At 65.2% G+C, this 15,129-nt stretch carries 12 protein-coding genes; 7 read left to right on the top strand and 5 right to left on the bottom strand.

The window, feature by feature from the left end:
- The first annotated feature begins 30 nt into the window (after positions 1-30).
- Both RAM80_RS01895 and RAM80_RS01890 read left to right on the top strand, forming a co-directional pair.
- On the top strand, positions 31-165 hold the full coding sequence (locus RAM80_RS01895) for a hypothetical protein (protein WP_416424541.1): 135 nt from the start codon (positions 31-33) through the stop codon (positions 163-165).
- A gap of 31 nt (positions 166-196) precedes the next feature.
- Complete coding sequence (locus RAM80_RS01890) at positions 197-1,414, top strand: multidrug effflux MFS transporter (protein ID WP_416424540.1); 1,218 nt, start codon at positions 197-199, stop codon at positions 1,412-1,414.
- A 756-nt stretch (positions 1,415-2,170) separates the two neighbouring features.
- Here RAM80_RS01890 and RAM80_RS01885 read toward each other — a convergent pair.
- Both RAM80_RS01885 and lpxO read right to left on the bottom strand, forming a co-directional pair.
- Positions 2,171-3,835, bottom strand: coding sequence for an FMN-binding glutamate synthase family protein (locus RAM80_RS01885; RefSeq protein WP_416424539.1), 1,665 nt, complete (start codon positions 3,833-3,835; stop codon positions 2,171-2,173).
- Between the two features lie 237 nt (positions 3,836-4,072).
- On the bottom strand, positions 4,073-4,972 hold the full coding sequence (lpxO, locus tag RAM80_RS01880; RefSeq protein ID WP_416424538.1) for a lipid A hydroxylase LpxO: 900 nt from the start codon (positions 4,970-4,972) through the stop codon (positions 4,073-4,075).
- 357 nt (positions 4,973-5,329) lie between these two features.
- On the opposite strand from lpxO, the gene RAM80_RS01875 reads away from it, so the two are divergent.
- Positions 5,330-7,864, top strand: coding sequence for an autotransporter domain-containing protein (locus RAM80_RS01875; RefSeq protein WP_416424537.1), 2,535 nt, complete (start codon positions 5,330-5,332; stop codon positions 7,862-7,864).
- 22 nt (positions 7,865-7,886) lie between these two features.
- Positions 7,887-8,681: an alpha/beta hydrolase gene (locus RAM80_RS01870; RefSeq protein ID WP_416424536.1), complete on the top strand. Its 795-nt coding sequence runs from the start codon at positions 7,887-7,889 to the stop codon at positions 8,679-8,681.
- Between the two features lie 162 nt (positions 8,682-8,843).
- On the opposite strand, the gene RAM80_RS01865 is transcribed toward RAM80_RS01870, so the two are convergent.
- The gene (locus RAM80_RS01865) at positions 8,844-9,551 is read right to left on the bottom strand and encodes a GntR family transcriptional regulator (protein WP_416424535.1); all 708 of its coding nucleotides are present in this window, start codon (positions 9,549-9,551) and stop codon (positions 8,844-8,846) included.
- A 234-nt stretch (positions 9,552-9,785) separates the two neighbouring features.
- Here RAM80_RS01865 and RAM80_RS01860 point away from each other — a divergent pair, with 234 nt between their 5' ends.
- The 3 genes from RAM80_RS01860 to RAM80_RS01850 all read left to right on the top strand — a co-directional run bounded on the left by RAM80_RS01860 (position 9,786) and on the right by RAM80_RS01850 (position 13,201).
- Positions 9,786-10,619: a fumarylacetoacetate hydrolase family protein gene (locus RAM80_RS01860; protein WP_416424534.1), complete on the top strand. Its 834-nt coding sequence runs from the start codon at positions 9,786-9,788 to the stop codon at positions 10,617-10,619.
- Positions 10,620-10,700: 81 nt separating this feature from the next.
- Positions 10,701-11,618, top strand: a complete 918-nt coding sequence (locus tag RAM80_RS01855) for a VOC family protein (protein ID WP_416424533.1) — start codon at positions 10,701-10,703, stop codon at positions 11,616-11,618.
- Positions 11,615-13,201: a bifunctional 3-(3-hydroxy-phenyl)propionate/3-hydroxycinnamic acid hydroxylase gene (locus RAM80_RS01850; RefSeq protein ID WP_416424532.1), complete on the top strand. Its 1,587-nt coding sequence runs from the start codon at positions 11,615-11,617 to the stop codon at positions 13,199-13,201. The genes RAM80_RS01855 and RAM80_RS01850 overlap by 4 nt, the downstream gene beginning before the upstream one ends.
- Positions 13,202-13,290: 89 nt before the next feature.
- On the opposite strand, the gene RAM80_RS01845 is transcribed toward RAM80_RS01850, so the two are convergent.
- On the bottom strand, positions 13,291-14,487 hold the full coding sequence (locus RAM80_RS01845; RefSeq protein ID WP_416424531.1) for a hypothetical protein: 1,197 nt from the start codon (positions 14,485-14,487) through the stop codon (positions 13,291-13,293).
- A gap of 6 nt (positions 14,488-14,493) precedes the next feature.
- Positions 14,494-14,964: a VOC family protein gene (locus RAM80_RS01840; protein WP_416424530.1), complete on the bottom strand. Its 471-nt coding sequence runs from the start codon at positions 14,962-14,964 to the stop codon at positions 14,494-14,496.
- Positions 14,965-15,129: the final 165 nt, after the last annotated feature.

Raw genomic sequence — 15,129 nt, 5'->3', positions numbered from 1 at the left:
AGCCATCAGCCAGCATGGCAGGGATTGACCATGAACCATTCGACTATCGGCCTGATCGCGCTGGTCGTGATTGCGATACTGGGCCCCGCGACCGTCCTCTATGACCTGCTGCGTGACAGTGGCGACAAGCGACACGTAGACAAGGAGGAGGGCGGTTCTCTATAGTTGGCAGCCTACTAGTTAGGCTGCTATCTATATGCCCACGTCCGCTTCGCCGCTCGTCCCCCGCGCCCCCTTGTGGCTGTTGGTGCTGATCACCATCAGCGGCACCCTGGCCATGCACATGTTCGTCCCGGCACTGCCTGCCGCCGCCACGGCGCTGGGGGTAGACAGTGCTGCCATGCAGCGCACCATCAGCATCTACATCCTGGGCCTGGCGTTCGGGCAGCTGGCCTATGGGCCGCTGTCCGATGGCCTCGGGCGCCGGCCGATGCTGCTGGTGGGCCTGGGCCTGTACACCGTGGCAGGGTTCTGCGCGATATTTGCCGGCGACGTCCACACCCTGGTGCTGGCGCGCCTGGTGCAAGCCCTGGGAGGCTGCGCGGGGCTGGCCCTGGGCCGTGCCATCGTGCGCGACGGCGCCAAGCTGGACGACGCGGTGCGCGACCTGGCCATGCTCAACCTGATGATGATGGTAGGGCCCGGCTTTGCGCCGCTGATTGGCTCGCTGATCAGCGAGCACCTGGGCTGGCGGGCGATCTTCGTGGTGCTGGCCAGCCTGGGCGCGGTAACCCTGCTGTGCACCTGGCGGCTGCTGCCCGAAACCGGCTCGCCCACCGGCCAGGTCAGCGCCCGGGCCCTGGCCCGCGACTACACGCAACTGCTGCGCTCGCCGGTGTTCCTGGGCTTCGCCATCGGTGGCGCGTGCATGACCACCGCCATCTACGCCTTTATCGCTGCCGCGCCGTTCATCATTGGTACCGAGTTGCACCGGCCGTTGAGCGAGGTGGGGATTTACCTGGGCCTGTTGATCGTCGGCATGTCGGTGGGCAATGCGTTGACGCGGCGGTTGATCCGCAGCGTGTCGGCGGACCGGTTGCTGATGGCCGGGGCCTGGTTGAGCCTGGGCAGTGCCGCGAGCCTGTTGCTGGTGGTGGCCAGCGGCGCCGTGTCGGTGGCCTGGATTGTCGGCCTGGTCAGCCTGTTCGCCGTGGGCGCCGGCCTGGCCAGCCCGGCCGCCATGAGCCGGGCGCTGGGGGTGGATGCGCACCTGGTGGGCTCGGCGGCGGGGTTGTACGGGTTTGGGCAGATGGCGGTGGGGGCGTTGTGTACCTATGCCGTGGGCTTTGGCCGGGATCCGGCGTTGGCGGCGGCGGTGGTGCTCAGTACGGCGGCGTTGCTGGGGTTGGTGGCGTTTAGCCTGGGGATGGCGGCACGGCGGAGCCGGGGAGAGCAGGCAGCTGCGCTGGTCTGAATACTGCAACAGTCACAACACCGCGTACTGCTGTTGATCTTGATCTTGATCTTGATCCCGTGCGGCCGTTGATCTTGATTGTGTGCCCCGTAAAGCGCCAGGGCCGACTGGAGGCGTCGGCCGAGCGGTCCACGGCGTAGCCGGGGAAGACGGAACCGGAGGCGCTTCTATTCCGGGCCGTCGGCCGCTTGGGCGACGCCGGAGGGAGGGGACCCGCAGCGAAGCGTAGGGACCAAGCAGGGGCAAGCCTTTTTTGCTTACTTTTTGTGGCGTTTGACAAAAAGTGAGCCGGCGTAAGGCCGGAAAGGTGATTCTGCATCTCCCTCGGTAATGGATATGGTCACAGATTTGGTATCCCGCTTCGGCGATTTCGAACATATCCATTATCGCGGGGATACCACCGACCGTTTCGCCCTTACGGCGAGTAACTTTTTGGCAGTCGCCCCAAAAAGTCACCAAAAAGGGCTTGCCCCTGCTTGGGCCCTCCGCTGCGCTGCGGGTCCCCTCCTTCCGGCGCCGCTCAACGGGCAGACGGCACCCGCTATAGAAGCCTGCGGGTTACCGTCTCTTCGGCCTGCGGCCTCGGCCCTTCGGGCAGCCCGTTGATCGACGCCTCCAGTCGGCCCGGGCGCTTTACGGGGCATACAATCAAGATCAAGAGCCAGATCAAAAGCCAGATCACAAGCCAGATCAAAAGCCAGATCAAAAGCACGTCACAGGCAATCAACCGCCGTCGCGCGGGGCGCGGGCGCGCCGTCAGGCTTCTTCCAGTGCCTCGACATGCAACGCCTCTGCCTTGCCCGGCGCCTCAACCACAACCGGCGCGAAGCTTTCCGGATTGGCCATGCGCCACATCCGCGCATAAAACTCCGCGCTGATGCTGTCCCCCAGCAACTCCCCCGGCGCCAGGAACACATGAATCTGCGAGAACAACCGCACCTCGGTGGTGGTGGTCCTGCGCACCAGGTGCTTGGCCTGCAATTGCGCCGGGTGGCTGAGCCCCGCCGCGCTGAGCATTTCACCCAGGGCCGCCAAGGTGTTGCGGTGGAAGTTGTGCACCCGCTCGGCCTTGTCCGGCACGTGCAGGGCGCGCTGGCGCAGCGGGTCCTGGGTGGCCACGCCGGTGGGGCATTTGTTGGTGTGGCAGCTCTGCGACTGAATGCAGCCAATGGCGAACATGAAGCCGCGGGCAGCGTTCACCCAGTCGGCGCCGATGGCCAGCACGCTGGCGATGTCGAAGGCGCTGACGATCTTGCCGCTGGCGCCCAGCTTGATGCTCTGGCGCAAGCCTGCGCCCACCAGGGTGTTGTGCACGAACAACAGGCCTTCGCGCAGGGGCATGCCGATGTTGTCGGTGAACTCGCGCGGCGCGGCGCCGGTGCCGCCTTCCTTGCCGTCGATGACGATGAAGTCGGGCTGGATGCCGGTCTTGAGCATGGCCTTGACGATGGCCATGAACTCCCAGGGGTGGCCCAGGCAGAACTTGAAGCCCACCGGCTTGCCGCCCGACAGCTTGCGCAGGGTGGCGATGAACGCCAGCAGTTCGGTAGGGGTGCTGAACTCGCTGTGGCGCGACGGCGATACGCAGTCGGCGTCCATGCCCACGCCGCGGGTCTGGGCAATTTCCGCGGTCACCTTGTGTTGCGGCAGGATGCCGCCGTGGCCGGGCTTGGCGCCTTGGCTGAGCTTGATTTCGATCATCTTCACCTGGGGCTGGCGCGCCTGGTCGGCGAAGCGCACCGGGTCGAAGCGGCCGTCCAGGGTACGGCAGCCGAAGTAGCCGCTGCCGATTTCCCAGATCAGGTCGCCCTCGAACTCGCGGTGGTAGGGGCTGATGCTGCCTTCGCCGGTGTCGTGGGCGAAGTTGCCCAGGCGCGCGCCCTTGTTCAGCGCGCGGATGGCGTTGGCGCTCAGGGCGCCGAAGCTCATGGCGGAAATATTGAACACCGAGGCGCTGTAGGGCTGCAGGCAGGCCGGGCCGCCGACCACCACGCGGAACTGCTCCGGGTCGCAGGCGTCGCTGGGCAGCATGGAGTGGCTGATGAACTCGAAACCGGGTTGGTACACGTCGGTCAGGGTACCGAAGGCTTTCTCCGACACCTGGTTTTTCGAGCGTGCGTACACCAGCGAACGCTGGCTGCGGGAGAAGGGCAGGCGTTCGTCATCACCTTCCAGCAGGTACTGGCGGATCTCCGGGCGGATGGTTTCCACCAAATAACGTACATTGCCGAGGATGGGGTAGTTGCGGCGCACGGCATGGTGGCTTTGCAGCAGGTCATTGATGCCCACCAGGCTCAACACGGCGGTCACGGCGAACGCGGCAAGCAGCCAGCCGCCGGCGCCCAGAAACGGCAGGCAGGCAATGGTAAACAGCAGGCAAAAGACGAATAGCGCATATCGGCCAAGTAGCGACGGTTTCATCAGGAGCTCCATCAGGCGGCCATGAAACAGTGGGGCAGGCACACTCACACCGCCACGGCGCAGCAGGCTTTTAATTATGAGGGAAGTGCAACTAAGCGGAACAAGCGGGGTAAATCAGATCGAGGTGCACAGTACACGATGGGGTGCGTGCAGTGCAGGCCTGAAGTTGGAAAAGACTGTTACGTGAATTGCAAGTAGTTGCGCGGCGCCCTTTATTGCAAAGGGCGCCATGGGCGATCAGATATAGATGAACAGCAGCACGAACAGCGCCACCACTGCCCATTTCTCGGCGTAGTAACGGGCACGGTTGCGCTTTTTCAGTGCCTTGCCGCGCTCGCGCACCTTGTAGATGCGGCTGAACAGGCGGTTGATGCCGCCGGTCTTGTCACCTTCGCTGTTGGGGGCCGCTGCGGCCGCCATCACGTTGAAGCTGAACCAGCGGTTGAACGCCGTGGCCCAGCGGTATTTCAGCGGCCGCTCGATGTCGCAGAACAGGATGATGCGGTTCTGCTCGGTCTTGTTTTCCGCGTAGTGGATGTAGGTCTCGTCGAACATCACCGGCTCGCCGTCGCGCCAGTAGTAGTTCTCGCCGTCCACGTTGATGTAGCAGGCCGGGTCGTTGGGGGTGTCCAGGCCCAGGTGGTAGCGGTACGAGCCAGCGTAGGGGTCGCGGTGGCGTACCAGGCGCGAGCCAGGCGGCAGGGCAGCGAACATGGCGGCCTTGACCGAGCCAATGCCGGCCAGCAGTTCGGTGGTGCGCGGGCACAGCTCGCTGGCCGAAGGGTGGCTCTCGCCGTACCACTTCAAGTAGAAGCGTTTCCAGCCAGTCTTGAAGAACGAGTTGAAACCCACGTCGTCGTGGCCGGCGGAGCGCTTGATCTCGCCCATTTCCATCAGCCGCACGCCTTCTTCGCGAATTTCTTCCCAGTGTTGCTGCAGTGGCGCAAGGTCGGGGAAGTCACGGGTATCCAGGTACGGGCGTGCCGGCAACTTGGAGAACAGGTAGAGGAACGCATTGACCGGGGCCAGGAAACTGGAATGGTCGCTCAGTTGCCGCGTGAACTTGTGCCGCACGCGCCCGCGAAAGTGCACGAAGGCGATGGAGCAAACGAATAAAGCGAGAATGATAAATTTCATGACTGATCGTTTTAAGTGGGACCGATACCAGGGATCTGGCCACATTAATGTAGGAGAAGTGGAATTCAACGCGTGGAAGTCGCCGCCCAGTATAACCGAACCTTATGTCGGGGGAAGTAGTGGGCGAAAGTCTGGGGTGCAATTTCACCTGACTGTGATCCAGGTCAGGGTTACCCTGGCCTGGCGAGAGGATCAAGTTCGCTGCTGCCCATGACGAAATCTTCAGGAATGGCCCTTCGGCATGATTTGTAAGCAATTTGACTCAAGTTTTTTCCCGGGCTGACGCTAACCCGCTGGCACTACACACCACGGCCTCACGAGGACGCCGTGACAGGAAGTCTGTACTAGGGATGTTTCATGACTCACGTATTCAAGAAAACCGGGCTGGCGCTGCTTATCAGCGCCGCCGCTGCCAGCCAGGCAGTGGCACAAACCTACGACGTCAGCCAGGGTTACACCCTGCTTTCCGGTACCGTCACCGACGGCCTGACCCTGACCGGGCAACGTGTCCAAAGCTCTGCAGCCGACAAGTATGGCGAGCGAGTGGCGCAGATCAACCTGCAGGGTTCGCTGCTTAACCAGGCCGACTACACCATGACCAGCGGCCACGACCTGATCGGCCTGGGGCTGGACGCCGATCCGCTGTACAACAACACCTATGTTGGCAGCAACATCACCGGCGACGTCATCAACAACGGTACGCTGTCGCTGAGCAATCTCGATGGCATCGAGGGCTTCGAGATCGGCCGGTCGACCATCCAGGGTTCGTTGATCAACAGTGGCATCATCCACATCGTCAATTCGACCGATGCCGAAGGCATGTATGTGCACGGCGCCACCATCGGCGGCGACCTGATCAACAAAGGCAGCATCGACGTCGAAGGTGAGTATGCCACCGGCCTGATCCTGGATGAGGACTACAACCGCCCGGTGACCTTGAGCGGCGTGCTGCTCAACAGCGGTACCATTCGCGTGGAGGGCTCGCAGTCCAGGGGCATAGACCTGGAGACCCGTACCACGCCGTTGCACATCCAGAACACCGGGTTGATCCAGGCCACGGGCGAGAACAGCAAGGGTGTGATCATCTACGACAATGTGTCGGTGGCCAGCCTGGTCAACAGCGGCCAGATCCTGGCCAGCGGCACCGGCAGCACCGGGGTACGTCTCGACGGGCCGACGTTCAATGCCGATGGCATCAGCAACACCGGCACCATTGCCGCCGGCGGCACCGCCATCAGCATCAGCAGCGTCACGCCGGCCCTAGTCATCAACCAGCAGGGCGGCCTGATCAGCGGCGCCACCGCCATCGACGGCGGCGGCCAGGCCAGCCTGAACTGGACCGGCGGCGTCATCGCCGGCGACCTGCAGCACCTTACCGGCATCAGCGTCAACGGCCAGGCTGATTACCTGGGCGGCACCATTGCCAGCAACGTCGCCGTCAACGGCGGCTCGTTGAACTTCAAGCAGCAGGGCACCACCCTCAACGGTGACCTGAGTGTGGCCAACGGCGCCGGCGTCGACCTGCAACTGAGCGACAGGGTGGTGCCCACCACGGCCTACCTGACCGTCAACGGCAACGCCAACTTTGCCCAGGGCTCCAAGGTCACGGTCAGCGCCAACCCTGGCGACTTTACCGCCACGGCGGCCGGCACCCAGTACCAGCTGATCAAGGCCAACGCCATCAACAACGGCGGCCTGAGCGTGGCCAGCAGCTCGGCGCTGCTCAACGTCGCCAGCTACAACGTCGACGGCCAGACCGTCAGCGCGCTGGTGACCCTGAAAAGTGACGAGCAGGTCAACCAGGACCTGGGCACCCAGCCGGGCAGCCAGCAGGTGGGCGGCGTGCTGAACCCGTTCAAGAACAGCGTGCTGGGCCAGTTGAGCAGCGACGACAAGGTGTTCCAGGCGTTCGCCAACACCTCCGACGAAGCCCAGCTGGCGAAGCTGGCCAAGAGCCTGGCGCCGCAGGTCAACCGTGGTGGCGTGGATGCCGCGGTCAGCGGCCAGGCGCTGTCCAACAGCGCGGTGTTCAGCCGCGTGTCCGGGCTGCGCTCGGGGCAGTCGTCCGGTGATGTGCTGAGCGACACCGGGGTGTGGGTGCAGGGCCTCAACAGCAACATGAACCAGGACAGCCGCGACGGCGTCAGCGGTTATTCGGCCAATGCCAGCGGCATTGCCGTGGGCGCCGACGGCAAGTTGAACGCCACCACCACCGTGGGCCTGGCGTACTCCTACCTGAACACCAACGTCGGCTCCGACGACGGCAACAAGACCGACGTGCAGGGCAACGCGCTGACGCTGTACGGCAGCTGGGACCTGGACCAATGGTTCGTCGACGGTTCGGTGAGCTACGGCCACAACGCCAACGACAGCAAGCGCTACATCGCCGGCACCCAGGCCAAGGGCAGCTACGACAGCGACGTGCTGAGCCTCAACGCCCTGGCCGGCTACACCTTCACCCTCAACCAGCATGTGCAGTTCGAACCACGCGTGGCCGCGCGCTACTCCAACGTGCAGATCGACGGCTTCGACGAGCATGGTTCTTCGGCAGCGCTGCACAACAGTGCCCAGCGCTTCGAGATTGGCGAGCTGGGTGCCGGTGCGCGCTTGATCGGCGACCTGCCGCTGGCCGGTGGCAACCTCAAGCCCGAGGTTACCCTGATGGCGTACCATGACCTGATCGGCGACCGCGTCAACCAGACCTCGAGCTTCGAGCTGGGTGGTTCCTCGTTCGTGGTCAGCGGTGCCTCGCCGGTGCGTGACAGCTACGAGGGTAGCGTGGGCCTGAACTATCAGATCAACGCCGTCACCGTGGGCGCCAGCTACAACTACCAGAGCAAGACCGGCTTCGATGCCAATACCGTGCTGTTCAAGGCACGCTATGACTTCTGATGCTGCACGGAAGGTGATGTAAATGAAATGGGCGATGTTGCTGTGCGTGCTGGCCCTGGCCGGTTGTGTTGGCCGGGTTGATCTCGACCAGGCCAGCGCCGGCTCGGCGCTGGTGCCGGGCACCCTGGCGACTCGTCCCTACCCGCTGGCGGCACTGTTGCCGCCGGCGCGGTCCTATTCCCGGTTGCGTGTGTACATCGAGGGCGATGGCCATGCCTGGGCCACGCGCAGCCAACCCAGTACCGACCCCACGCCCGCCGCCTCGCTGATGGTGCCGCTGGCCGTCGCCGATCCACTGCCCAGCGCCTACCTGGCGCGACCTTGCCAATACGTGCAGGCGCCGGGCTGCGCGGCGGCGGTGTGGACCGACCAGCGTTTTGACCGGGCGCAGATGCAGGTGATGAACGCGGCGCTGGACAGCTTGAAACAGCGCTACCACGTGCAGGCGTTCGAGCTGATCGGCCATTCCGGCGGTGCAGCGGTGGCCTTGGTGCTGGCCGGCCTGCGCGATGACGTGGTGCAGGTGCAGACGCTGGCGGGCAACCTCGACCCGGCCTATTGGACGGCGCTGCAACACCTGAGCCCGCTGCCTGATGCGGTCACGCCATTGATGTACCGCCGGCGCCTGCAAGGCATCGCCCAGCGGCACTTCGTCGGTGACCAGGACGCGGTGGTGCCGCCCGCCGTGGCGGCCCACTACCTGCAAGCCCTGCAGGGCCGCTGCGTGGAAGTGGTGCATGTCGCGGCCAACCACGCCCAGGGCTACGACACGGCATGGCAGGCGCACGCCAACCAACCCATCCCCTGCGCCCCGTAGCAGCTGCCGCAGGCGGCGTCCGGCCCCGACGCGGTCTGTAGCCGCTGCCGCCAGGCTGCGCTGGCCCGTGATTTCACTGAAGATCTGCGGCGTGGATAAAGGCCAGCGCAGCCTACGGCAGCGGCTACGGTTGCACGGCGCCTGCGGGTCCGACCTGGCGGGCTAGCGGCGCGCCAGGCGCTCGTGGTCCAGCACGCTCTGGGTGGTGGCTTCGTAGTGGGCGCGCAGCAGCTCGCAGGCGCGGCCCACATCCTTGCTCAGGCAGGCATGCAGCAGCTGCCGGTGCTCACCGGGGATGTCGCGTTTGGCCGCGTCAGGGTAGTGCACCGCCAGCAGGCGGTAGCGCGCGGTCTGGTCGCGCAGGGTGGTGGCGAAGCGTTGCAGCCAGGCCGAGCGGCAGCCGGCAATCAGCGCGCTGTGAAAGGCGTTGTGCGCCTCTTCCCATTCCGGGCGCATGGCGCGCTCGGGGCCTTCCACCAGTTCCAGCCGGTCCAGTCGGTGGTGGGCGGCGATCAGCTGGGTTTCCCATTCCACATCGCCCTGCAGAATCGACTCGGCCAGGGCCTTGGTCTCGATGTGCAGCCGCGCGTTGGTGATGTCGCGGATCTCTTCGGCAGAGATCTGCCCCACGCGAAAACCCTTCTGGTCTTCCACGGTGATGAAACCAATCGCCGCCAGCCGCGACAGCGCCTCGCGCAGCGGGATGACACCGGCGTCATAGGATTCGGCCAGTTCCTTGAGCCGCAGCTTGCTGCCCGGCGCCAACCGGCCGTTGATGATGTCCTGGCGCACGCGCACTTCGAGCTGCGAGGCCATGGTGCGCTTGTCGCCGTTGTCAGCAGCCGGGGGCCAGGGGAGGGGAAGGTTCACGGTGCGCCAGTTCCTGTGTGGGTCGCCTGAGCCGACAGCATACCCCATCGCCCATAAAATATATATTCCTGCGCATGAATGTATATCTATTGCTTGTCGAAGCGTGCGTTTGGTCGACTTTGGTCTTAAAAAATATAAATTATCGTTGACCGTATATTTTTTCAGGCCTACCTTGGCCCCATCGGCAGGCGCCCGAAGGTCGGGCCGCCGACCCACAACAAGAGGTGTTTTTCCATGCGCTACGTTCATTTCATGTATCAAGGCCAGGCCACCCTGGGTGTGCGCACCGAAGCAGGCGTGCGGGTGCTGGGCCATGAACCCCTGGAGGCCCTGCTCAAGCGCGGCGTGGACCTTGCCACCTACGGCGCCGAAGCGGCTGGCCCGGTAGTGGAGGTGGGTGAACACGACTACCTGCCGCTGCTGCGCGAACCCGGCAAGATCGTCTGCGTGGGCCTGAACTACGCCGACCACACCAAGGAATCGCCCTACGCCCAACCCGACTACCCAACCCTGTTCCCGCGCTTCAATTCCAGCCTGATCGGCCACAACCAGCCGCTGGTACGGCCTAAGGTGTCCGACACCCTGGACTACGAAGGCGAGATGGCCGTGGTGCTGAAAAGCGGCGGCCGCCACATCGCCAAGGCCGACGCGCTCAAGCACGTGGCCGGCTACGCGCTGTTCAACGAAGGCTCGGTGCGCGAGTACCAGTTCAAGTCGCCGCAGTGGACCGTGGGCAAGAATTTTGATGACACCGGCGCCTTCGGCCCCGACCTGGTCACCGCTGACGAGCTGCCCGAAGGCGGCAAGGGCCTGCTGCTGCAGACCAAGGTCAACGGCAAGGTGGTGCAGTCGGTGAACACCAGCGACATGCTGTTCGACGTCGCCACCATCATCTCCACCCTCAGCCAGGCCGTGACCCTGGGCGCCGGCGACGTGATCGTCAGCGGCACCCCGGCAGGCGTCGGCTTCGGCATGAACCCCAAGGTGTACCTGAAGGCGGGTGACGTGGTGGAAGTGTCCATCGAAGGCATCGGCAGCCTGGTCAACCCGGTGGTCGACGAGGCCTGAACCCAGGCCCCGGCCCAGCTACAGGGGCGCGGCCCACACCCAGGGCCGCGCCACGAAAAACAACAATAAACGGAGGCGATCATGACCCGCGAAACCCGTGGCGTGCATTCGATCGATCACTACGCGCTGTATGTGCCGTCCTTACCCCAGGCACAGCATTTCTTCGAAAACTTCGGCCTTGACGTGCAGGCCAGCGACGGCCAGTTGCTGCTGCGCGCCGGCGATGGCCGCACCTGGGCACGCATCCTGCCGGGTGTGGCCAAGGCCCTGGCCTGGCTGAGCTTCAACTGCCATGAGCACGACTACCTGGCCCTGCGCCGCCAGGTCGAGGCTGCCGGCGCCACGTTCGAGGACGGCGACGGCGTGGGCTGCTGGTTCCGCGACCCCCACGGCAACCTGCTGCAGATCAAGGTGGGCGACAAGACCATGCCCAACTGCAAGGCCACGGCCCTGCACACCAGCGCTTACGGCCGCGTGCGCGGCGTGGGCACCCGTGACCAGCTGCCGCGCATCACCCCGGCGCGGTTGTCCCACGTGCTGCTGTTTTCCCCCGACGTGCTGGCGTCCATCGACTTCTATGAGCAGGCCCTGGGCCTGCGGCTGTCGGACAAGTCCCAGGACATCATTGCCTTCATGCACGCCACCCACGGCTGCGACCACCACCTGGTGGCCTTCGCCAAGAGCAGCGCCAAGGGCTGGCACCACGCCGCCTGGGAAGTGGGCAGCATCGACCAGGTGGGCGTCGGCGCCGCGCAGATGGCCAGCGCCGGCTACCACGACGGCTGGGGCACCGGCCGCCACGCCCTGGGCTCGAATTACTTCCACTACGTGCGCGACCCCTGGGGCTCGTTCTGCGAATACTCGGCCGACATGGACTTCATCGCCGAAGGCGTGACCTGGCCGAGCGGCGATTTCCACCCGGAAAACTCCCTGTACCTGTGGGGGCCGGACGTGCCCGAACACTTCATCTTCAACACCGAAGCAGGAGCTGGCCAATGACCCAGACTGTTGATGTGGCCATTGTCGGCTACGGCCCGGTGGGCCAGACCCTGGCGATCCTGCTGGGCAATATGGGCTACAGCGTGGCCGTGTATGACCGCTGGACCTCGCTGTACCCATTGCCGCGCGCGGTGTTCCATGACCACGAAATTCGCCGGGTTTTCCGCCTGATGGGGCTGGAGCAGGACCTGCAACCCATCTCCCAGCCGTCGGCCTGCTACCAGTGGTTCAACGCCGACTGGCAGACCCTGGTGGAGATCGACTGGTCGGCCGAGTCGATCAGCGACGGGCCGTTCGGCTACCTGTTCAACCAGCCGGCGCTGGAAGCGGTGCTCGACGCTCGTGCCAAGGCCCTGCCCAACGTGCAGGTGCACCAGGGCTGGGAGGCGGTGGGGCTGCGCCAGTTCGACGGCGGCTGCGAGCTGTCGATGCAGCGCGCGGCGCGTGCCGAACACCCCGAGGCGACCTGCCAGGTGCGGGCCCGCTACGTGATCGGTGCCGACGGCGCCAACAGTTTCGTGCGCCGCGAGCAGGGCATTGCCTGGCATGACCTGGGCTTCGAGGAAGACTGGCTGGTGGTGGATCTGCAGCCCAACCCCGGGGTCACCCTCGACGTGCCGGACATCGGCCAGTGGTGCAACCCCGCGCGGCCCACCACCATGGTGCCGGGCGGCCCGGGCTACCGGCGCTGGGAGTTCATGCGCCTGCCCCACGAAAGCCTTGAAGACCTGCAGGATACCGCCAAGGTCTGGGAGTTGCTGGCACCCTGGGTGAACCCGGGTACCGCGACCCTGGTGCGCCACGCCGTGTACCAGTTCCGCTCGCGCATCGCCGAGAAATGGCGCAACGGCCGGGTGCTGCTGGCCGGCGATGCCGCGCACCTGATGCCGCCGTTCATGGGGCAGGGCATGTGCTCGGGCATTCGCGACGCGTGGAACCTGTCGTGGCGCCTGGACCTGGTGCTGCGCGGCGCCTGCGACGAGCGCCTGCTGGACAGCTACACCCCCGAGCGCAAGCCGCAGATTCGCGCGGTGATCGACGCCTCGGTGGCCATGGGCAAGGTGGTGTGCGTGTCCGACCCCCAGGCCGCCGCCGAGCGTGACCGGGCTTTCCTGGCCGGCGAAGTGCCGCCGCTGGCGCCGTTCCCGGGCCTCACCGGTGGCCTGATCCACAAGGCCGCCGACGGCAGCCCGCTGGGCCTGGCCGGCAGCCTGGGGGTGCATGGCAGCATCGAGGTGGACGGCGTGGTGGCGCGCTATGACGAGCTGTTCGGCCGTGGTTTCCACCTGGTGGTGATTGGCGACCGCGACCCGCTGGCGCTGATCAGTCGTGAACAGCGCGACGCCCTGGCGGCCCTCGGCCTGCGGGTGATTCGCCTGGCGCTGCAAGGGCAGGGCGGTTACGTCGACCACAGCGGCAAGTACCACCGCTTCATGCAGGAGCACGGAGTGACGGCGATGCTGGTGCGCCCGGACTTCTACCTGTTCGGCGCGGTGGCGCAGGTGGCCGAGGTGCCAGCGTTGCTGGCAGACCTGCTGGCGCAGCTGCACCTGCCCGTGCGCACGCCCGAAGCAGCCCTGTAGCAGCGACATCCTGTGGGAGCTGGCTTGCCAGCGAGTTGTTGGGGCCATAAAAGCTCGCTGGCAAGCCAGCTCCCACAAGACAGTTGCTGCTACGGGCGGTCGCGCATGAAGAAGCCGGCCACGTACTTGCGGAAGGTGTCCAGGCTCTTGAAGTCGGCCAGGCGCTTGAAGGTCTCGCTGCTGGGCTCCGGGCCCAGCGGCTGTTTCATCAGCGACACCGACAGCACCCGGTCCAGGTCCGAGGTCAGCACCAGCTCATCCATCACGTCGCCGCCGATCACCGGCCGGCGCATGATGACCTGCACACCCTTGCCGGCCATCCAGTCAATCAGCCCCACCAGCAGCTTCAACGGCTCGCGCTCTTCCTCGCGCAGCACCGGGAACAGCTGCGCCCGCGACAGCACCGGCACCGTGGCCACGTGGATCATCTCGTAATACTGGCTGCCCGCCGTGGTGGGCGAGTACAGCGCCAGGGCCAGCAACGGCCCGCTGGTGCGTTCGCCACCCCACAGCCAATGGTGGCCCTGGAAGTCGAAGCCGTTGTCGCTGCGGCCGTTGAACACCTTGCGCGTGCGCACCTCGTTGACGCAGTCCAGCAGCAGCCCGTAGCGGCGCTGGCTGCCAAACGCCGAGGAGTCCTTGAGGCGCGCCTTGAGCATCATCATGTGCTTCATGTCGATGCGCGTTTCCAGGTAGTTGCTGGCCGGCACCCGCTCCACCAGCGGGTAGCGCGCCGCCACCCCGCGCAGGTCGGCGAACTGCTGGGTCAAATCCTTCTTCAGGTGGGTGGCGTAGACGTTGAGGCCCGAGGCCTCGATCAGCGTCACCAGCAGCGACAGCAGGCGGTGCTGCTCCTTGCGGGTGCTGGCGCCGTTGGCCGTGCCGGCGGTTTCGGCGCTGCCGGCGGGGCGGAACTCGCCGATCAGCCGCAGCGGCACGTCCGGCGCCAGCCAGGCCGCTGGCGGCTCGTCGCGCTCGGCGCTGCTGCCCGGCTCGCGGTCATCCTTGATGAACGGGCACTCGGGAAGATGCTCCGGGGTGCCCGGGTTGTTCTTCAGGAACAGCGTGCCGGTGCTGCTGTTGAGGGTCACGTTCATCACCGGCATCGCGTCCTGGCGGCAGTCGCAGGCCAGCCATTGGCCCTGGCCGCGCACCTTCATCAGCCACTGGTTGGCCTGCAACAGGCGGTGCCCGTCGAGGCTGCCTTGCACGAAACCTTCTACCAATACCTGCTCGGCAGGGGTGAGGGTGCGCACCAGTGCGCCGTTTTTTTCAATGATTCGCATAACGGGTCAGGCAGGTCCCTGGCCAAACATGGCCGCTGCACGTTGATGGATTTGCTCGGGCGTCAGGTCTTCCTTGTGGGTGGCCACGAACCAGACATTGCCGAACGGATCGCGCAGTGTACCTGAGCGGTCGCCATAGAACTGATCCTTCACCTCATACACCTGGGTGGCACCTGCCGCCAGGGCCTGGGCGAACACCGCGTCGGCGTCCTCCACGTACAGGTGCAGGCCCACTGGCGCCTTGTGTTCGCCGGCAATCGGCCCCAGCGGGCCCTGGTCGCAGGTGTCGGCCAGCATCAGCGCGCAGTCGCCGATGCGCAGCTCGGCATGGCCCACGCGGCCGCCGGGGGCCTCCAGGCGGAACACCTCGGTAGCGCCGAAGGCCTTTTGGTAGAACGCGATGGCCTTGGCCGCGCCGTCCAGGGCGAGGTAGGCGGTGATGCTGTGTTGTCCATCGGGGATTGCTTTGACGGCCATTTCCTTCCTCCTGTGCCGGCCCATGGCGCGGCAGTGAATGAGCAGGAACAACACTCTTCAGTGTAGAGCAGCCCCGGGGATGGTTAGCATTAGCTGCAAAATAATCATATTAGGTTATGTCTAAAATGAATTTCACAAATGACGTCCAGGTGGCTAGCTTATAAG

Source organism: Pseudomonas sp. App30 (assembly GCF_047947025.1).
In the GTDB taxonomy this organism is placed as follows: Bacteria; Pseudomonadota; Gammaproteobacteria; order Pseudomonadales; family Pseudomonadaceae; genus Aquipseudomonas.
The sequence above is the reverse complement of the archived record's forward strand: the minus strand, read 5'-3'. Positions and strand labels throughout refer to the sequence as shown.